Origin of the sequence: Nitrosomonas sp. ANs5, assembly GCF_050584665.1 — a bacterium.
GTDB lineage: Bacteria > Pseudomonadota > Gammaproteobacteria > Burkholderiales > Nitrosomonadaceae > Nitrosomonas.
The window spans coordinates 1-19,635 of record NZ_JBEUDO010000025.1; the positions used below are offsets into that span (position 1 = coordinate 1).

The 19,635-nt window shown below is 48.4% G+C and carries 17 protein-coding genes and 1 pseudogene; 5 read left to right on the top strand and 13 right to left on the bottom strand.

The genetic code is table 11. From position 1 onward, the window contains the following. Positions 1–112: 112 nt before the first annotated feature. The 4 genes from ABTW62_RS07760 (at position 113) to ABTW62_RS07775 (ending at position 3,720) form a co-directional block, all read left to right on the top strand. Entirely contained in the window at positions 113–685 is a 573-nt protein-coding gene (locus ABTW62_RS07760) for a hypothetical protein (RefSeq protein WP_430904019.1), read from the top strand. A gap of 229 nt (positions 686–914) precedes the next feature. Then, positions 915–1,280, top strand: coding sequence for a hypothetical protein (locus ABTW62_RS07765; RefSeq protein ID WP_430904020.1), 366 nt, complete (start codon positions 915–917; stop codon positions 1,278–1,280). A 325-nt stretch (positions 1,281–1,605) separates the two neighbouring features. Further along, positions 1,606–2,583, top strand: coding sequence for an IS1595 family transposase (locus ABTW62_RS07770; protein ID WP_430904021.1), 978 nt, complete (start codon positions 1,606–1,608; stop codon positions 2,581–2,583). Between the two features lie 615 nt (positions 2,584–3,198). Next, the gene (locus ABTW62_RS07775; protein ID WP_430904022.1) at positions 3,199–3,720 is read left to right on the top strand and encodes an HNH endonuclease; all 522 of its coding nucleotides are present in this window, start codon (positions 3,199–3,201) and stop codon (positions 3,718–3,720) included. Between the two features lie 175 nt (positions 3,721–3,895). Here the strand turns inward: ABTW62_RS07775 and ABTW62_RS07780 are convergent, their stop codons facing one another. From ABTW62_RS07780 to ABTW62_RS07800, 5 genes and pseudogenes are all read right to left on the bottom strand, one after another. Beyond that, positions 3,896–4,135: a sunset domain-containing protein gene (locus ABTW62_RS07780; RefSeq protein ID WP_430904023.1), complete on the bottom strand. Its 240-nt coding sequence runs from the start codon at positions 4,133–4,135 to the stop codon at positions 3,896–3,898. 93 nt (positions 4,136–4,228) lie between these two features. Then, positions 4,229–4,360 (bottom strand): annotated as a pseudogene (locus ABTW62_RS07785) (endonuclease); the annotation flags it as partial. Between the two features lie 385 nt (positions 4,361–4,745). Beyond that, positions 4,746–5,273: a DUF1566 domain-containing protein gene (locus tag ABTW62_RS07790; protein ID WP_430904024.1), complete on the bottom strand. Its 528-nt coding sequence runs from the start codon at positions 5,271–5,273 to the stop codon at positions 4,746–4,748. Positions 5,274–6,409: 1,136 nt separating this feature from the next. After that, the gene (locus tag ABTW62_RS07795) at positions 6,410–7,312 is read right to left on the bottom strand and encodes a DUF1566 domain-containing protein (protein WP_430904025.1); all 903 of its coding nucleotides are present in this window, start codon (positions 7,310–7,312) and stop codon (positions 6,410–6,412) included. A 975-nt stretch (positions 7,313–8,287) separates the two neighbouring features. Next, positions 8,288–9,493, bottom strand: a complete 1,206-nt coding sequence (locus tag ABTW62_RS07800; protein ID WP_430904026.1) for a tyrosine-type recombinase/integrase — start codon at positions 9,491–9,493, stop codon at positions 8,288–8,290. 326 nt (positions 9,494–9,819) lie between these two features. Between ABTW62_RS07800 and ABTW62_RS07805 the strand changes: the two genes are divergently transcribed. Continuing rightward, entirely contained in the window at positions 9,820–10,167 is a 348-nt protein-coding gene (locus ABTW62_RS07805; RefSeq protein ID WP_430904027.1) for a hypothetical protein, read from the top strand. 602 nt (positions 10,168–10,769) lie between these two features. Here the strand turns inward: ABTW62_RS07805 and ABTW62_RS07810 are convergent. The 8 genes from ABTW62_RS07810 to phoR all read right to left on the bottom strand — a co-directional run bounded on the left by ABTW62_RS07810 (position 10,770) and on the right by phoR (position 19,586). Beyond that, complete coding sequence (locus tag ABTW62_RS07810) at positions 10,770–12,068, bottom strand: adenylosuccinate synthase (protein ID WP_430904028.1); 1,299 nt, start codon at positions 12,066–12,068, stop codon at positions 10,770–10,772. Between the two features lie 32 nt (positions 12,069–12,100). Next, positions 12,101–13,270, bottom strand: coding sequence for an ATP phosphoribosyltransferase regulatory subunit (locus ABTW62_RS07815; RefSeq protein ID WP_430904029.1), 1,170 nt, complete (start codon positions 13,268–13,270; stop codon positions 12,101–12,103). A gap of 78 nt (positions 13,271–13,348) precedes the next feature. Beyond that, positions 13,349–13,534, bottom strand: coding sequence for a DUF2065 domain-containing protein (locus ABTW62_RS07820; protein WP_430904030.1), 186 nt, complete (start codon positions 13,532–13,534; stop codon positions 13,349–13,351). A gap of 615 nt (positions 13,535–14,149) precedes the next feature. Further along, positions 14,150–15,028: a protease modulator HflC gene (hflC, locus tag ABTW62_RS07825; protein ID WP_430904031.1), complete on the bottom strand. Its 879-nt coding sequence runs from the start codon at positions 15,026–15,028 to the stop codon at positions 14,150–14,152. A gap of 1 nt (position 15,029) precedes the next feature. Then, positions 15,030–16,214, bottom strand: coding sequence for an FtsH protease activity modulator HflK (hflK, locus tag ABTW62_RS07830; protein WP_430904032.1), 1,185 nt, complete (start codon positions 16,212–16,214; stop codon positions 15,030–15,032). A gap of 6 nt (positions 16,215–16,220) precedes the next feature. Continuing rightward, the gene (hflX, locus tag ABTW62_RS07835; RefSeq protein ID WP_430904033.1) at positions 16,221–17,420 is read right to left on the bottom strand and encodes a GTPase HflX; all 1,200 of its coding nucleotides are present in this window, start codon (positions 17,418–17,420) and stop codon (positions 16,221–16,223) included. Then, the gene (hfq, locus tag ABTW62_RS07840; protein WP_430904034.1) at positions 17,410–17,664 is read right to left on the bottom strand and encodes an RNA chaperone Hfq; all 255 of its coding nucleotides are present in this window, start codon (positions 17,662–17,664) and stop codon (positions 17,410–17,412) included. Before hfq ends, hflX begins: the two co-directional genes overlap by 11 nt. A gap of 572 nt (positions 17,665–18,236) precedes the next feature. Beyond that, the gene (phoR, locus tag ABTW62_RS07845) at positions 18,237–19,586 is read right to left on the bottom strand and encodes a phosphate regulon sensor histidine kinase PhoR (RefSeq protein ID WP_430904035.1); all 1,350 of its coding nucleotides are present in this window, start codon (positions 19,584–19,586) and stop codon (positions 18,237–18,239) included. Positions 19,587–19,635 lie beyond the last annotated feature (49 nt).

The following is a 19,635-nucleotide window of genomic DNA, read 5'->3' on the forward strand; positions in this document are numbered from 1 at the left end:
TACAATTATCTTTATGTATGCAAACACTATATGAATGGCATGTGTGTTTATAGCCAACGTATGAGCAACCGTGCTGGTTTGAGTTTTTCAGATGCGGAAGTTATCATGTAGCGTGGGTAATGGATCAGAAGATATTCGAAATAAAAAATATCAGGATTTGAATACATGGAAAGGGATCGCACTTAAAGAACTACTGAATAGACTCGTGGGGAAAGCTGCTGACGAAGTTCGTGTTTACACTGTCGCAACGACAAGATTTGATAAAAACTCAAAGACCATCCATCACTATGGCAGCGGGCCGAACCTAGAAGGCGGGCTTGCAACACTATGCACTTGCAAACATACCATGCGAATGTATCACGATACCAATGGGTGGAACGGTAAATGGATATTAGTTTTTACATCGAGAGCCAAGAGTAAGGGCTTTAGTGGCGAACACTACCTCTTATATATGATGAAAGTTGAACAAGCATTCGAATCTCATCTGGCATTTTATAAGCACTTGGCGCAAAAGAATCCAGCTGCTTTGAAAATCAAGAACACCGCAACCAATCCACTAGGTTATATTTTAAGCCCAAAGCCGTTTGCACAAATTCTCTTGACCCAAGAATGTATGAATTCCCTCACAAGAATGATTCAATGGACATGGCGTGGGTCAAGATTGGGAACACGATATCTCATATAGGAGATCAAGTGCTGAGATACTGCCCAATCCATTGCTATTAGTAGATACAAAAAATACATTTATATGGCCAAACCAAAATGATTAAATTTTTACAGAAGCGGCTTATTCCTAAATTTAAGGTGTGTAGTGCAGGAATTTCTCGATACATAATAAAATCAAAATTTTCTCGCCCAAAAACCTGTCAAACGCTTTTTGAATTTTTTTTTCGGGAGGTGAGTAGTTGCCGCTGATGAATGAGTTATTTACCTCCGACTCGGAAACCCTGAGTGCTGTCTTGAACGGGATCGACTCCGTACTTGCCTGGTTTTGGGGGGGTAGTGTGCTATTACATAATTTCATCACTGGACTCGGGTGGGAAGCTGGCCTGACCGGAATCGTCCTTGCGATCTTAATGATGACGTTGGGTTCCTGGTTGGCAGGAGAACCCCCTGCTATCGTTGGTCATGTTATCAATGGTACTTTTCATGGCCGGACAAGTGCAGGCCGGGAGGGGGCTGCAGAGACTTGGGCCGGCCGAACCATCGGTGGCATTGCAAAGCTTTTGGGGATGTATATTTTCATTGTATCCACGTTTGCGGCCATAAATGCCCTGTGATTCCGACCGGTCTGCTACCATCAGGATGGCCGCCATTCGTATTACCAGTCCAATCATCTTCTTTCAAGATGGCTTTGAACGGCCTTGTCACCTTGTTGTGAAGTTAGTCGCTATAGCCGAATGGACTTATTCAAGTTTGGCTCCACACCCAACCCCAACCCCGCTGCATACCTATCACCCAGTAAACAGGCAACGGGGACAGGTAGCGAATAAAGAAAATTAGAGCGTCGATCACAGGTCGACAGTTAAAAAAAGGCTCTGTAGCAATTAATTGTTGAATTGCTGGCCAAAATATGCATCGAGATGTAAAAAAGAGGTATGCATCATGAAAGCAGCTGAATTCAAAGATTGGATAAAATCGGTTGAACGGATGAGCCGCGGTCAGCGAGACAAGCTTCGAGAAAGATTAGAAGGAAAAGCTGGTGCTGATACGGTCATAGAATTGATTGAACAAGGGCAGAGTGATGAACCAATTTGCCCCTATTGTCAGGGAACAAAGCTGTATCGGTGGGGCAAAGCCAGTGAATTACAACGCTATCGATGTCGCCACTGCAATCACACATTTAATGCTCTGACAGGCACGGCATTGGCCCGATTACGCCTCAAAGACAAATGGTTTGATTATGAACAAGCGATGGTTCAAGGATTGAGTGTACGTAAGGCCGCGATCCACTGCGGAATAACCAAGAACACGAGCTTTAAATGGCGTCATCGCTTTTTGCGAATCCCTGCAATCCATCAATCTAACAAAATGAATGGCATTGTTGAAGCTGACGAAATGTATTTTCTGGAATCTTTTAAGGGGCAACGTCATTTACCGAGAGCCGCACGCAAACGAGGCGGCAAAGCTGCCAAGCGAGGCACATCAAAAGAACAGATACCTGTGCTAGTGATACGTGATCGTCATGGTGAAACTGATGATCGTATACTACGTGGCACAAGCGCAGAGCAAACCGGACCAGTGCTCATTCCTTTGTTAAGCAAAGATGTCATTCTTTGCACAGATGGAATGCCCGCCTACAGACAAATCACCAGGAATGCAAAAATTGTTCATCGTCCAGTCAAGATTGCCGCAGGGCAACGAGTTATCAACGATGTTTATCACATTCAGAATGTTAATGCTTATGGCAGCCGGCTCAGACAATGGATAGCAAAGTTCCATGGTGTAGCAACGCGCTATCTTGCGAGTTATCTGGGGTGGCATAGAATGATTGACCGTCTCGGTCAGAACGTTACGCCAACCCTTTGTTTCCTAATAGCACTTGGAAAAACAAGACAATTTCAACAGTTAATTGCTACATAGCCTAAAAAAATATGTTCACCTGCATGCTCTATATTGAATTGAATCTACTACATACCGCTTGGTAACGTATCCGGAGGATTATCCAGGGTTAATTTACCGGTATAACGCATTGGGTCAGCCCGATGAGGTGGTCGCACCGCAACGGGAATATAGCAGGTTGAGCATAACGGATGAATGGATGTTCAACGGCAAAGAGCCTATCGGCAGATGCTTGAGACACAGCTTATGGAAAAAGCGCTTGATGAAATACGCTCGGCAACCAATAAAGGTGAGTGCTAGGCAGTGATCAATTCAAGGCCAGGATAGCGTGGCAACTGAAGCGGCGAGTCTCGCCCGCACTCTAGGACTGAGATCGCAAATCAGAAGATTATCGACAGAAAGCCAGAATCAACCTAGCCAAAATGCTGTTTTTTTGACTCCAAACGTACCTGTTGTCACAATTATTGGTTGACTCACGCATCTACAACCTTGCAATCCCCATAATCACTGCTTTCCTGGTAGTTTAGTTCAAGAAAGTTTATTTGCCGCCGATAAGGTAGCAGCTAGTGCAAACTTTTGGAAGGCGGCGGTTAAACGCTATTTGTTAGGTGTTCTAGTTTCTCGGAGGGAATGCAATTGTCGAAAATTGAAAAAAAAATCTTGCGCCCCGGCATCACCAATCCCGAATTGTGGTATCCAAATCGCCCACCAAAGGCAGAATGGGATCGCATTCGAAAAATAGTTCTTGAACGAGACAACCACACCTGCACCAGTTGCGGCCACCGGGCGCTTAGGTGGATGAACGTTCATCATCTCGAAGAAAGTGGCGACAACAAACCTGAAAACCTTGTTGCTCTTTGCGTTGCCTGCCATGCGGTTCTTCATATGGGACGAAATCTTGCGCTTCAAACAATTGAAATATGGAAAGCCGATGTATCGCAAGTTGAGATAGTCCAAACAACCAGAGCAATGGTTAAGGCTGGCATGGTATTGGACCAAATTAAGAAAATGTTTAAACTCAAGCGTGGGCCATATGCAGAGGACTCCGCTGACTACGCAAATGATCTTGTAGCGCGAATGGGGGATTCACCACGCGCCTATCTAGACGAACCATTGTGCGCGGTATTCGTCAATTTGAGTCGGTGGCAAATTGAGTAGTGCCACACCTAACCGTTTGTTGGGCTAAACCCGGCAGGGCTGCCGACAGTACGATGCAAATATATCTCCATCCCTCCTGCAAATCTACCCATTTTCCCCTCAACTACCCAGAACCACCACGTTTAAGCGAAGTTCCAAGCCATTTTTCAACGCAAGCGTGGCGACATCCCTGCCTTCACCGGCAATTCCCCGCCTTCCGGAACCCGGCTGCTTGAGCCTCAGCTTCACTGGAAAACTCGACGATATTCTTCTGCTTGATCGTGTCATAACTCGGGCAACCAGTCGGCAGGTGATAAACCTTGCTGTTATTGTTGCCACGAATGACACCGGCTACAACCGGATTGGTCTTGGGCGATGCCGGATAATCGGCTGGAATCGGCTTGTAAATGCCGTCGGCGGTATTCTTATGCTCCAATGTCCATTAACGCTCACCAGTCACGAACAGATTACTATGCCCCATGCGGGTAGCAATGCGCCGGTCTCGTTCCCGTTCCCAATCGTTGACTGGTTATTGTTTATCCCACGCCATCAATAACTGTTGCTGTTGCCGGGATATCCGCATGTTGTAGCGGTCGTGCATGTAGAAATAGATGCGTGCGATTTGGCCTTTTATTTCATCCCTGGGTTCGGCGATTTGACCCTTGAAGTCGCAATCACCGTGCTGTTATGGTGAAGTTGATAAGGTGTTACTCAGCAGATTCCAGCAGGGAAAGAAAAAATGCATCTCATACAAAATCTAGATGTATGGCTGCAATCTTTTACCTTCTCAAAATCATCAAATGAAAGCATGGCATAAATATTGCTTCAATAATAACGATGCTTTGAGAACCATATCAATATGGAAGGTATCGTTTATCTTTGCCGTTTTCAAATCAATAATAAAGGAGAAAAAATCATTGATGCATACTCGCCTTTCGTATCATCGTCTGGCAATGTTTCCGTGACCCCGTCAGGGCTCTGACAATTCGTTGTATACGCTGGGTTTCATTGCATCCTCCCAACCACCCAAAACAAACATCCAAAAATCACTCTCCGCCGCGCACGAGCCGAACGCTATAGACGTGGGATTTAAGGGTGACGCTGCCATTTCCAGTGCTGAAAGCCACGAGCCACGCGAAATTCACGCTTTTGGCATCCGTGGACGCAGACCAGAAATTGGTCGATGGCGTAGCCGGAAAAGCCGTAGTGTTGATTGCGGGGCTGATGCAAGCCTGTTCCACAATGCTGCCAAGCTCCTTGATGTTGGGCAGCCGCCAGTCGTCGTGACCGGCGAAGCTGAAACCATCAGCGACCTGCAATGCGCCTTGCCAGTTATGCGACTGAGAATTGCCTGTGCAGCCCACGCCATTCCAGCTCTGGCCGAGTGCGCAGCGCATCCACATCAGCCCGGTTTTGTTGTGCGTAACCGTGCTGTCGTCATGAAGAGTAAAATCCTGGGTTGGCGTCGTCGGTGTGATGTCATTGCGGCAGGTTTGCGCGTACAGCGGTTTCGCGAATGTAAACAACGCGCACAATGCGATCAGCGCAAAATACAGAGAGTACTCTATTTTCATAGTGATTCTCCAGTCAGTTATCAAGGGTATTTTGAAAAATCCAATCTATCGGCAGATGCCGGGGGGCGCAGTGTTCATGTCAACTCGCCCAATTGCGTAGGTTGGCGGTGAGCCTGTGAACCCCAACCAAAACGCCACCACAAACGTGACACACATGTTGGGGTTCATTTCATTCACCCCAACCGCTGACTTCTTCGTTTTCAGCGGCTCCAATCACGCACAATCTGTCCAGCCGCGATATAACCGTGGATGCTCGAATACGCCCAATCAGCCGCGAGGCAGAAATAGCCATGTTTCACCGAATTGAAATGAAAATAATCCACAAGCCGCGCGTAATCCGCATCATCACGAATCACATGCTCCCGATACCGCCGCTGCCAGATACCGCGCTCACCCTTGTTAACCCAGCTGGCACTGCGTGGCGTTAATTGTTTGCCACAAATCGGCCCTTGATCAGCATTCAGCGCGTTGCAAAATCAGCATCACCTTCCGGCAGCATCCATAATGCGTGCAGATGATCCAGCAACACCACAGGCGCGTCGATATGGAAAGGATGATTTTTTTTTTTCACCGACATTACCGCAGCGCGCAACACATCAATATGCTCAACCAGTAAACACCGCTGGCGTTCCGCAAGATTTACCGTAAAAAATGCGTCTCTCCCGCAATCCACTTCCGCCGGTATCGCATGGTTTTATATCATACTGTTATTCATATATTCAGGGTATCGTCGGGGCTCATTGCATTCACCCCAATCTACCATGCCGCCATTCCCCGCTCTGTTTGCCCACGGCCAGCCTGGCAATGGTTTCATACGCCTTGAAATGACGAAAGGCTACCAGCACTATCGCCAGTTGCGGTTGTATTTTTAAATCATCAATGGCTTTATTTAGTTGAATGACATAAGCCAGCCTTGTTCCTTGTCATGGCAGGCACGCGCCAGAAACCGGCAAATCTGCATCGCCTGCCGACGCAGATCGGCCCACAGTATATTCGTGATAGTGCGGAAAATCCCTGACTGACTGATTGACTGCCCGACCAACAGCAATTGCTGACTGCCACGCCCTTACGACATCTGCCTTGTAACTCTATACGCATTCATGGCATCCCCCTTTAACAAACACAAATATCAAAAATCACTGTCCGCCGCGCACGAGTCGAACGTGGTGATTGAGGGACTTACCGCTGTTAAAGTCATGGCCACCGGCAAAAGCCACGCCCCGCGCGTTGTTACCCCCACCACTGATAATCGGGGACACAGACCAAAACGCTGCCGGCGGCGTACTCGGAAAATAAGTAGTATCGATGGCCGGCTTGATCCGGCTGTAATCAACGATGCTGCGCAATTCTTCTTTTGCGGGCATGCGCCAATCATACGCGCCGCAAAGGCCTTGAGCATTGACCGCCTGCACGTAACCATGCGTATCGCAGCTAGAATCGCTGCAACGGCTGGTGCCGTTCTGAACGCCGGGATGACCACCATTCGTGCTGCTGTCCGGGTTATACCAGGTGTAGAGATTGTGCATGCTGCGCAATCCGCTGGTTGTTTTTTCCTCCCAGATTAGGCCAGTGTGGTTGTCCTTGACGCAACTCCATTCAGTTGCGCTGGCCGGCAGCGGATTGCCGCTGGAATCCAGCTTGGTGAAATCAAACCCGGCATTGCCACCCCCCACCTTCTGCAACAAACCGACCGACGCCAGCGCGTCACGCCCGTGCTCGGCATCCTGGCCAGGAAAACCACTGACAGGACAAGGCAAACCGTCAACCGAGTTATTTGCGCAGGTGGAGATCCCGGTATCATTGAGTTTACGGGTGAGGATGGGATGTTCACCATCCTGCATTTCATTTCTCGCCATAGCCAGTAGACTAGCTAATGTATCAATAAATACCGGGATTTCATTACCGAATGCGCCGCCTAGCACATAAACGTTATGATTATCCGTATTGACACCTGCATAAACTCCCGTCTCGGGATAAAAGCGATAAAGCCAGGGTGGACTGCTTAAGGTTGCACGATGTTGTGTAAATAAATCTGGCAAGGCACTTTCAGCCCAATTAAAAAGCTCTTCCGTCTCAGATGCAGTATTCGCAGATGCCCAACCTGCCTGTCCAGCCAAAAAAAACACAGTGAGGGTAGACCATAATATTCTGTAACATTTTATACCAATAAAACGGGCCGGTGACCGATATATCCTGGTCTGGCCGGGTTCATCTTTGTTGTACATGAAACTCTCCCTGCCTAGCCTAGTTATAATAACCAAAAGTACCGGAAAACAGTTTGGTCGTCAATTGTTAGTCTCTTCCAATATGAAATGAGCGTAGTAATCTGCCTTCGTCCTCAATGCGTTTGAAAGAAATACGAAGCGGCGAGATGTGCGGTAAAGTGGAATACCGCGATGGCGAAGACCGAACAGTCACTGGAGCGTCCCTGCCCGTAAATGAGCGTGGTCACGGGTCACGTCTGCGACATTGGCGAGGCTGCGAAAGCAGCCATCCCGTTTGAGAGAGTGAGTATAACGACGTACCCGAACCGTTGCGGCATTCCAAACGAGATAATGGAGGAAGGCATGGCACAACGCAAGAGAATGGCACTAGAATTGACGCACCCGAATGCGGCGGGAATTGACATCGGTTCGGCAAGCCATTTTGTGGCGGCCATCCTCTTAACTTGATTCGCTTATCTTGGCTTAACCGTATTTGCCTACCCTGAGAAGGGATTTCCCAATGGTAAGCTTAAACCGATGTTATTTGATTTGGGTGATCCACTTGACGCACAGAAAGAAAGCTTGATCTCAATACGCTAATTGATTAATCAAACCGTACCGGTCAAGTTCAAGGGTCACCTGAGATCGAAAATCAATATAGGCTATTTAATACACAAGGACAGGGGGCAGTGTTCGGGGGTAATAGATCCATCTATACCCACCATTTCATATCTATAATTAATGAAACCTTAAACTCCACAAAGCTCAGCTTACTTCAGCCGTCTCTACGTAACTACCCACCGAGTGATATCACTTCACTTTGCATGGCTTTGTTTCTATATATGTCAACCATGCTTCCATCATCACACGCCTCTTTTCTATCATATCGCCACGCCGATAGGCCGCCTCGGCCTGATTTTTGATTGAGTGAGCCAAGGCCATTTCACACATTTCATGTGGAAAGTTCGTTATTTCGCTAGCCCAATCGCGAAACGTGCTTCTGAATCCGTGAACAGTGGCATCGTAATTGAGTGTAACTTGAAGCAATTTATCCATTGCCGCATTACTTAGGCCGCCGTTCCTGGTACGTCCAGGGAATATATAATCGTTTACCTTTAACTGTTTCACATTGGATAGGATTTCAAGTGTTCGGCTTGCTATCGGTACTCTATGTTCTTTCTTCACCTTCATGCGTTCAGCCGGAATAATCCAAATCTTTTGATTGAAATCGATTTCATTCCACTGTGAGCCGATGACTTCACCGGTTCTGGCAGCAGTCAAAATCAAGAATTCAAGTGCCATCGCTGAAATACTACTGTTAGATCTCAACGCCAACAGCAAGCCGTTCATTTCGTGATATGGCAAAGCCTTGAAATGTTTTATGCGCTGTATCTTGTTTGGACTACTCAATAGCTTGTCCAGATGTCCACGCCAACGTGCAGGATTATCTCCCTGCCGGTATTTGTGGACGCTTGCCCAATCCAGTATATTTTCTATCCGTCCGCGAAGACGTGATGCAGTTTCGTTTTTCTCTAACCATATCGGTTCAAGTACACGCATGACTAAACCGGTGTCGATTTGCTTAACTTGAAGATTGCCAATAATTGGCAAGACGTAATGATCCAGTGTGTTTTTCCATTGCTGTGCGTGTTTCGGGTTTTTCCAACCCGCTTGATGGCTTTCAATGAATTTGTTTGCGCATTGAGCAAACGTTGGATTATCGATTCTGCTACAATGTTTTTTATATTCCTGCTCGCGTTTAATCTCAATTGGATTGTCACCTGCGATTAATACTTTCCGCCACCTTGCTGCGCCGTCTCTCGCCACAGCAAGCGAAATATCAGGATAACCACCCAAGCCTACTTCATGTTTTCGGCCTTGGAATTTATAAATGAAAAGCCATGACTTGCTTAAAGCTTTGCTTACCTGTAAATATAGATTTTGTCCGTCAGCGTAATATCCTGGCTCCTTGATAGTCTCGCATTTACGTGCAGTCAAATTTTGAATTCGTCTCACAATGTTCCGCCCTTATTCTACCGTACCCTATACCGTACCCGATTAACAAGATTTGAGCATACACCATGAGACTAAAACAGACAACAATACTTGTAACTTACTATGATATATAAGGATAATTAGACTTAGAGAGATACCAGTAGACATTAGTGTGGAAGACGCCTTCTCCGCCAGATTCAGGCACGTTTGCCAGCAACTTACATATCGATACACGCTGGCTAATTTTTCTGCACCGTGATTTGTACTGAATTTCCGATCTGGCTCGCGCTTATACGTTAGCCACGGGCATATACCCATAACTGCAAAGGTTCCGGGAGAGGATGAAAATGAAATACCTTGCGATACTCTTGCTGTATTTGATGACATCTTCCCACGGCTTGGCAGAATCCTTGTCTGGATTACAGCGGCAGACCAGCTATGCTTACGAACAGATGAGGCAATCCGAACTGGAAGCGAGTAAGGCCAGAAAGGAAGTCGGGGTAAAAGAGGAACGCTGGCGCTACTTTAAGCGCAAGCTTGCTGAAGCCGAGCAAGAACTGCAGGCTGCCCAAAAAACCGCTCAGGAAGCTGATGAAAAAATGCTGGCGGCCAAAAAGAAATGGGACGAATATTCTGAAACGCTTTATCAGCAGTGGCATCAGCAAGGAAGCAGTCAACAGGAAAGCAACCCATAATTCCTAAAGATAACCGGGCCGAACGGCCACAACACCCAATGCTAGTACTCCGTTCCGTCAATTAGCTTACAAATGAAATCGATGGATTCGCCTGCCAGGCTAGGCGCAAACCGCAGTCATAGCCGTAGCTATGGCGAGGATTTGCAACAACGCATGACAGGCGAAGGCGCGATTTCATGTAAGCGTTTTGGCGGAACGGAGTACTAGGAGGCTGTCCGAGAATAGCGATCGTAGCGAGGGCGAGGCTGATTGAGTTGGATTTTTCGATCATTTGAGGCGAATAGTCATTCTATTTAACGAAAAGGATCGAAAAATCCGGCCAATCAGGCTCGTCCGCAGTAGATCAGTCTATTCTCGGATAGCCTCCTAGGGCGCACTTGCGCACCTTAAAACCGACGATGAATTATTGCTGAGCGCATATTCATCATTCACGAAGCTGAAAATCGCGAAGCCAGACTTTTTCCGACAACCGTAATTTAGCGTCGGCTGGATGGTGCGCAAGCGCACCCTACGTGACTGTAGCAACAAGAATTACAATCGATTCTGCATCCAGCATTCACCCATCGGGGTGAAATTCAATTATCCGCAATCCGCGTCTCCCATCACTCAAAAGGATGGCGGAATACAATTGTTTCCGCACGATCGGGTCCGGTGGAAATCATGGCTATTGGCACCCCGCACACTTCTTCGATACGTTTCAGATAGTTCTGTGCTGCAGGAGGCAACCGGTCAAGATCCTTGATTCCTGCAGTACTGTCCTGCCAGCCGGGCAATTCCTCGTAAACAGGTTCGGAATCCGCCAGATCGTCCGCTCCAAATGGCAAAATATCGTAGTAATGATCTGTCTCTTTTGATTTGTAACCCACACAGATTTTCAGAGTCTCGAGACCATCGAGCACATCCAGTTTGGTCATACATAGCCCTGAAACACCATTGATCTGTATCGAACGCTTAACGGCTGCTGCATCAAACCATCCGCAACGGCGAGGACGGCCGGTGGTGGAACCAAATTCGTTACCCCGCTGCGCCAGGTGATCGCCCACCGAATCGGAAAGTTCGGTTGGGAAAGGCCCTGCGCCGACGCGTGTCGTATACGCTTTGGTAATGCCCAGCACGAAATTGAGCATCTGCGGCCCGACACCACTGCCTGACGAGGCAGCACCGGCGATACAGTTACTGGAGGTCACAAACGGATAAGTGCCATGATCAATATCCAGCAACGCGCCTTGTGCGCCCTCAAACAGAAGACTGTCGCCAGCCGCATTGGCCTCGAACAGTAACTTGGGGATATCCGCAACCATGGGACGTATGCGCTCGGCATTCTGCAGGCATTCATCCAGCACCTGGCTGAAATCGATGGCGGCCGCATGATAATAATTTTTCAGTACAAAATTATGGTAATCAAGCACATCTTTTAGCTTACAGGATAGCCGTCCGGGATGAAACAAATCCTGCAGGCGAATTGCCCGCCTTGCTACCTTGTCTTCATAGGCAGGTCCAATACCCCTGCCGGTTGTGCCGATTTTGTCCAACCCCTTGGCGGACTCGCGCGCACTATCCAGCGCGATATGGTGCGCAAGAATCAGGGGACAGGTTTCACTGATTCGCAGTCTGCCGACTACATCCACCCCAGCCTGCTCCAGCATATCGACTTCTTCCAGCAGCGCGATTGGAGACAGCACTACGCCATTGCCAATATAACAAACGACATGGGGACGCAAGATACCGGATGGAACCAGATGCAGCACGGTTTTTTTGCCGCTGACCACCAGCGTGTGTCCGGCATTATGGCCACCCTGGAAACGCACGACACCCCTGGCCCGATCTGTCAACCAATCGACAATCTTACCTTTACCTTCATCCCCCCATTGCGTTCCAATGACAACGACATTTTTGGCCATACAATTATGATCTCTTCTGGTTATTGATTATTCTAAATCGGTACGACTTTCCACTGCTCATGCTGGAGGACGAGCTTTCTGTCGCAGCAGGTGTCGCTCGCTCTATCCTCTCCCGGCAGTTCTGCGATGACGATATGGCCTTCGGCGCGCAACTGTTTGACGACTGCATCCAACCGATCGTCGTTGGCTCGCCATGGTGCAAGAATGCCCTTGGGATAGTCGTTCACCTCGATCAGCCTCGACAATTCCTTTAAATCCAAGCTAAAGCCGGTAGCTGGCCGGGCTCTGCCAAATGATTTGCCGATTTCATCGTAACGGCCACCGAGCGCGATGGCGGCAGGACATCCCGCCGTATAGACAGCAAACACCATACCTGTGTGATAGTGATAGCCCCGTAAATCGGACAAATCAAAGGTGATTTTACTGACATGCGGCTGGAGCGTATCCGCCACATGTTCAAGCTGGTTCAATGCCTCTTTAATTTCTGGAAAAGCAGGCAAATATTTGCGTGCGCGCGCGAGCACGGTGCGATCGCCATACAATTCGGGCAGCAGCAACAATGCGGCCCGGATTTCCGGACTCAAACGCTTGTCCAGCCCTGTGCGCACGAGCTCCTGCAAGGAACCGATATCCTTTGCCTGGAGTGCGCTATACAACTCCATTTCAAATTCCGGCAGAATTTTCGCATCCCGAATCAGGTTGCGAAATACCTGTACATGCCCAAGATCAAGATGAATGGACTGAATACCGGAGATAGATAAACATGCCAGTACCAGGCGCTGAATTTCCAAATCACTTTCTATGCCGGCATGGCCATATAATTCCGCCCCTACCTGGAAAGGCTCCCGGGTGCGCGTGATTTCAAGAGGCACGGTATGCACGACACTGCTTGCATAACATAAGCGGGTGATCCCGCCGGTATTCAGCAAATGCGCATCGATTCGCGCAGCTTGGGGGGTCATGTCCGCGCGCAGGCCCATCATTCTGCCGCTCAGCTGGTCAACCACCTTGAACATACGCAAGTTCATGTCAGCGCCGCTCCCGGACAATAGCGACTCCACATACTCCAGCAAGGGTGGCATGACAAATTGATACCCATGGACATGCAGCAAATCCATTATACAGCGACGGATCTTCTCTATGCGATAAGCATCATGCGGCAAAACATCTTCAATATATTCAGGGAGCAACCAATTGCGCATTTTTGATGTTGAACCGGGCCGATTGTGCCCGGTTCAATAGTAGGAGTGATAAAGATAAAACAACTTGAGAAGTGTCGACTAATTGACCAGATAGAGAATAATCAAACCGACTAGCATGGCACTGAGACCTATAAAGCGTATCTGACCATCTTCTAGCTGCAAAAGTTTGTCGAAGGTCTCGCGCCAGGCTTTAGGAGATACGAACGGTAGAATACCCTCCAGCACGAGCATCAATGCAATGGCCATCATTAAAGTATCCCACATATCAGTACATCCTAAAATTAGAAAATCAATTCATTGATCAAAAAAACCGGCCTGCCATTCATTCGCGCCTGTATCCAGTTATTTTGAACACATAGGATTTTTGAAAACGCCTTGCTCAATAGCTTCCCGGCAGGAACATTAATGGCCTTATGGATCCCGTGACAAAATGCAGTACGGCACAAAAAGTGTCTACCGCATCCAGCCAGTTCAATCATCACAATCCAATAGAATTCCCTGTCGTCTTTTGTTTCAGGTTGAGTAAACTAGACACAACCGCCATTTGCTGGCACTACCATACAAAAACAATGCAGGAGTCATCAGGGAAATACCACAAACGCTTGTTATCGTACCGATGAGGCAATAGGAATACGTTAAATATTCGCAAGCATCTGAAATTGACCACCATGTTCAGAATCTAGCGGCCAATTTCGAATCAAGCTGTTTTTACTAGTACTCCGTTCCGTCAATTAGCTTACAAATGAAATCGATGGATTCGCCTGCCAGGCTAGGCGCAAACCGCAGTCATAGCCGTAGCTATGGCGAGGATTTGCAACAACGCATGACAGGCGAAGGCGCGATTTCATGTAAACGGTTTGGCGGAACGGAGTACTAGGCCTACTTTTTACGTTCCACTGGACTTTTCAGATATTTGAAGAAATCCGATTTAGGCTCCAGCACTAGCATATCGCCTTTTTCACTGAACGACTGCTTGTATGCTTCCAGGCTTCTGTAGAACTCGTAGAATTTTGCATCTTTCTGGAAAGCCTCAGCGTAGATTGCGGTTGCCTGACCATCGCCCTCACCCATGACTTTCTGAGCTTCGCGATAAGCTTCAGCCAAAATGACTTCTCGCTGGCGATCGGCATCAGCACGAATTTTTTCGGCCTCGGCAGCACCGGTCGAACGCAATTCATTGGCCACCCGTTTACGTTCAGCCTCCATTCTGCGATAGACAGATTCGCTCACTTCCTGGGGCAGATCGACCCGCTTCAACCGCACGTCGACAACTTCAACGCCAATTTTACGAGCATCCGCATTCGCTTTTTGACGCATGATTTCCATGATCAAGTCGCGTTCACCAGATACCACTTCATGCACGGTCCGGTTACCGAACTCATCCCTCATGCTCGAGTTGATCGTTTGTGACAGCCGCGTTTGTGCCAGGGCTTCGTCTCCATTTACAGCAACGTAGTATTGTTTCACATCGACAATACGCCACTTGACAAACAAATCGACGATAACGTTCTTTTTCTCGGAAGTAATGAAACGTTGCGGTTCGTCCGCATCCAGCGTCAGGATACGTGACTCAAAGAAGCGCACATTTTGCGCAATCGGTATTTTGAAATACAATCCGGGCTCTGTCTTGACGTCGATGACCTCCCCCAACTGGAATACCACGGCCTGTTCTCGTTCATCAACGATGTATATAGCCGCGCTGCCAACCACCAGCAGCAGTATCAGAATACCGGTAAATATCGAAGAAATAGCTTTCATATTATCTTATCTCCCGTTCACGGCTACGAAACGATTCACGCGAACGTAAAGTCGCATCTGTTGAATAATCCTGAACTTGCGGCAGCGGCTTCATATTGGCCGTCGGTTTGGACTTACCCGACTCCGTTTGAATCAACTTGTCTAGAGGGAGATACAGCAGATTGTTCCCGCCTTCCTGGTCGATCAGGATCTTGCTGGTATTAGATAGGACTTGCTGCACGGTATCGATATACATACGGTCCCGGGTTACGTCAGGCGCTTTGGCATATTCGACCAGCACCTGATCAAATCGGCTCGCATCACCTTCTGCGGTTGCCATCACACGCTGCTTGTACCCTTGAGCCTCTTCCAACAGGCGTGAGGCACTACCTCTGGCACGCGGAATGACATCATTTGCGTAAGCCTGGCCTTCGTTTCTTTGCCGTTCCCTGTCTTGTCCAGCTTTAACCGCATCGTCGAAAGCAGCTTGCACCTGCTCAGGGGGTTGCGCATTCTGCATGGTCACCCGGTTAATCAGAATACCGATCTTATAACGATCCAGAATTTCCTGCATCAACTCAGTCGTTCTGGCCGCAACTTGCTCACGCCCCTCATACAACACAAAGTCCATTTTACTTTTACCGATGACCTGGCGAATCGCAGTTTCTGCCACTTGCAAAACTGCAGCTTCAGGCTCACGATTGGTAAACAGAAAATCTTCGGGGTTACGAAGGATATACTGCGCAGCGAACTGAATATCGACGATATTTTCATCATCGGTCAACATCAACGATTCTTTCAGAACCTTGTTGCGCACATTAGTGCGGTAGCCAATTTCAACCGTGCGTACGCGACTGATATTGACCGTCTCGACCTTCTCTACTGGATACGGCAGGTGCCAACGCAAACCAGGGAAAGTCGTGTCCACATGCTTGCCAAAACGCAGCACAACACCTCGCTGACCTTCGTCGATTATATAAAATCCGCTACCTACCCAGGCGACCAGCAATAAAACGAGGATGATAATGATGCCGCCACTTCCATGTTTGTCGTGACCACCACCAGCTCCGCCTTCATCGCCACCGTCCCCGCCTTTGCGGCCGAAGATTTCATTAATCTTTTGGTTGAAGGTGCGCATAATCTCTTCAAGATCAGGAGGACCGGCATTACCCCTCCTTTTCCCCCACTGTGGATCATTTAAACCCATAATGATTTAATCCTTTCTTTTATTAAAAAAAGTGGTACGGGCATCATCATCCGCCTGTATAGGCAATGCGAGATGCGCCTGCGACCCGGTTTGATTCTGTTTGAATGCTTCTGCCAGCGCGGTATACAGATAATCCAAACCTTCTCCCGTTTTCGCGCTCAGACGAATGGTTTTGATTCTACCATACTCATCACGTATGTAATTCGCTGTAGAATTTGATTCGATCTGGTCAATTTTGTTCAAAATTAAAATCTGCGGGATCTCCCCCGCGCCAATTTCCCGCAACAATTTGTTGACCTCGTCTATATGCTGATCACGATCAGGGCTCGATGCGTCCGCCACATGCAGAAGTAAATCAGCCTGCCTGGTTTCCTCAAGTGTCGCCCGGAACGCGGCCACCAAGGTATGAGGCAAAGCGTGAATAAAGCCGACAGTATCGGAAATCACGATTGAGCCGTGGCCGGGTATGAACAGCTTGCGGGTGGTGGTGTCCAGGGTTGCAAACAGCTGATCGGCAGCATAGGCGTCAGCGCGAACCAGTCGATTGAACAAAGTCGATTTGCCCGCATTGGTATAACCGACGATGGAAACAGTCATGATTTCAGACCGTTTTCTTGAACGACGTTGTACTTCTCGCTGCCGCTTAACGGCAACCAGTTTCTCCTTGAGCAGCTTCACCCGTTTAGCGAGCAACCGCCGGTCCGTCTCTAATTGGGTTTCACCAGGCCCACGCAAGCCGATTCCGCCTTTCTGACGTTCCAAATGGGTCCACCCCCTCACCAGTCGAGTGGAAAGATATTCCAGTTGCGCCAGCTCAACCTGCAGCTTCCCTTCATGACTTCGAGCGCGTTGGGCAAAAATATCCAGGATCAGGCTGGTCCGGTCTATTACACGACAGGTCAGCCAATTGGATAAATTTCTTTGCTGAATGGGAGAAAGCTCATGGTTGAAAATCACCATTGCTGCGTGTGACTGTGCCAGCTCCTGGCGGATTTCCTCTAGCTTTCCCTTGCCGATAAAGGTAGCAGGGTCAGGCGCTTTCCGCTTGCTTTCGATAATCGCCACCACCGACAGCTGATCGCTGGCGGCCAATTGGCAGAGCTCATCCAGACTTGCCTGATCCCGCTTGCCAAAATCGACATTGACCAAAATAGCAGTATTTGCCGAATCACTCAGTTTTGCTTCCGTACCGGAATCATGAGTCATTTTGGTCAGTTGGCGTCTCAACCGGAATTGGCATTGATACTGCCTTGGCTGGGACTACGGTGGAAATCGCGTGCTTATAAACCATCTGCGTGACCGAGTTCCTCAGTAAGACAACATACTGGTCGAACGAATCGATGTGCCCCTGCAGCTTAATGCCGTTCACCAGATAGATGGAAACCGGCACACGTTCCTTTCGCAGGATATTTAGAAAAGGATCCTGAAGCAACTGCCCTTTAACACTCATGTCAACCCCCCTGATTAAATTTATAGTTGTTTGAAGTCAAAACATACGGGCATGATTTGCGGATAAATACATCTCATCCAGCAAAATTCGCCCTTGGTATTACGAACTACCTTGCAACATGAAGTTAACAAAAAGAAGTAAAAATATAGCTTGTCTTCATCACACTAAACCCTGCACTAAAAGTATAAGATGCGAAAGACCATAAGTCTAACACGGGAAATAACGCTATTAATGTACGTGTTTACGCTTATTTTCAAGCTGGGATTTTACCTGCCCTGGTGTTCAGCAACGAATTCGGCGTCCCTGGCCGGCCGCCATTTCATAAAAATAAATAATCGTTATTAAACATAGGCTTGTTTTTTTATATTCGCCAACAAGTCATAACGCCACGCGCCGGATTGCACCATTTTCGAGCTGCGGCGCGATGCGCAAGACCGCGCTTGCCCGGTGGCTTGCAGCCGCGCACATCACCCCCCTCAAGGAGGATGCCCCAATTTTTGGGGTTGGCTGGCGCAAAAAGGTATCAAGGGCATACTGACAATGTGGTTTTGGCAGTCTGCTGCTGCGATGCATCACGAGCGACTTTCACTGGCCTCGACTGGTGATGCCGCCGTATCCGGCGCTACAGACAACATTCTCGAAACAGGAAATTTGATCTTGAAGGCGCTGCCCACTCCCAGCTCGCTGGCAATCTCCAGACTTGCCTGATGACGATTCAACACATGCTTGACTATTGCCAGTCCGAGCCCAGTTCCGCCCGTTTCGCGGGAGCGGCTACGGTCGACCCGGTAAAAGCGCTCTGTCAGACGTGGAATATGCTCCGATTCAATCCCAATACCGGTATCCTGAACATAAAACAAACCCCTACCTTTTTCCAGCGCCCAGTTCAAGGATATTTTTCCGCCTTCGGGTGTATAACGCACGGCATTGCTGACAAGATTGCCAAACGCACTGCGTAATTCATCTTCGTTCCCCAAGACCATTGCCTCACTGAAAATATTCAAAGTGACCACATGGCGCCCGGCGCTTAACGAGCGTGCTTCCTGATGGAGTCCACGCAATAATTTCACGACATCCACGCTTTCTTCACACAGGGTATTCTGGGTATTTTCCAGTCGTGACAAAGTCAGCAAGTCTTCGACCAGCCGCTGCATGCGCGTCGCTTGATGCGCCATCAGTTCCAGCGCATTTTTCTCCATTTTTCCGGATATTCTGTTCTCGTCCAACAGGGTTTCCAGAAATCCTCCGATCACTGTCAGGGGCGTGCGCAATTCATGTGAAACATTTGCAATAAAATCGCGCCGCATAATTTCGATCTTTTCAAACCGGGTGATATCGCGGCTGATCAACAGTTTCTCTCTGTCACCGTACGGCACCAATTGCAGTGAAAGCAGGATATCTTGAGAACGCAGCTGTTTTATTATCAAAGGTTTATTGAAGTCACCTGAGTTCAAAAAAGCAACAAACTGCGCCTGGCGGACCATCCGGGTGATATGCTGCCCGGCATCCATTTTGAGATTCAATCCCAGATGTTGTTCGGCGGCCAGATTGCACCATTCGATCTGGCCGGTCTCACCAAGAATAACAATGCCTTCCGGCATTGCGGAAGTCGCGCGTTGCAATCGATCCAGCGATGTATTGAGATTCAGACATTCTTTGTCATAGCGCCTGACAAATCGCGCCAGCCGGACAAAAATCTCTGCCCACACCCCCGCGCCATCCGGCACTGTTGCAGAAGAAGGATTGATGTGACGCAGCCATTGATCCAGAGCGTAAAGCTTGCAGGTGTGATAGACGATCAGCCATAGGGATACGAGACTGAACAAGCTCAATGCGGTCAACGCACCAAATGCAAGCCAGGCAGCCGCCACGATGACTGCCAGCCAGATCAGTCCGGTAAAGTGCCGCCAGATGGAATTCACGTTATCAAGCTATCAAAAAGCAGGACATCCCACATTCAAAACCCGCAGC

Coding starts and splice junctions, on each gene's coding strand:
- ABTW62_RS07765 (WP_430904020.1), top strand. CDS start 915: ATGAATGAGTTATTTACCTCCGACTCGGAAACCCTGAGTGCTGTCTTG.
- ABTW62_RS07770 (WP_430904021.1), top strand. CDS start 1,606: ATGAAAGCAGCTGAATTCAAAGATTGGATAAAATCGGTTGAACGGATG.
- ABTW62_RS07790 (WP_430904024.1), bottom strand. CDS start 5,273: ATGAAAATAGAGTACTCTCTGTATTTTGCGCTGATCGCATTGTGCGCG.
- ABTW62_RS07805 (WP_430904027.1), top strand. CDS start 9,820: ATGAAATACCTTGCGATACTCTTGCTGTATTTGATGACATCTTCCCAC.
- ABTW62_RS07810 (WP_430904028.1), bottom strand. CDS start 12,068: ATGGCCAAAAATGTCGTTGTCATTGGAACGCAATGGGGGGATGAAGGT.
- ABTW62_RS07815 (WP_430904029.1), bottom strand. CDS start 13,270: ATGCGCAATTGGTTGCTCCCTGAATATATTGAAGATGTTTTGCCGCAT.
- ABTW62_RS07820 (WP_430904030.1), bottom strand. CDS start 13,534: ATGTGGGATACTTTAATGATGGCCATTGCATTGATGCTCGTGCTGGAG.
- hflC (WP_430904031.1), bottom strand. CDS start 15,028: ATGAAAGCTATTTCTTCGATATTTACCGGTATTCTGATACTGCTGCTG.
- hflK (WP_430904032.1), bottom strand. CDS start 16,214: ATGGGTTTAAATGATCCACAGTGGGGGAAAAGGAGGGGTAATGCCGGT.
- hflX (WP_430904033.1), bottom strand. CDS start 17,420: ATGACTCATGATTCCGGTACGGAAGCAAAACTGAGTGATTCGGCAAAT.
- hfq (WP_430904034.1), bottom strand. CDS start 17,664: ATGAGTGTTAAAGGGCAGTTGCTTCAGGATCCTTTTCTAAATATCCTG.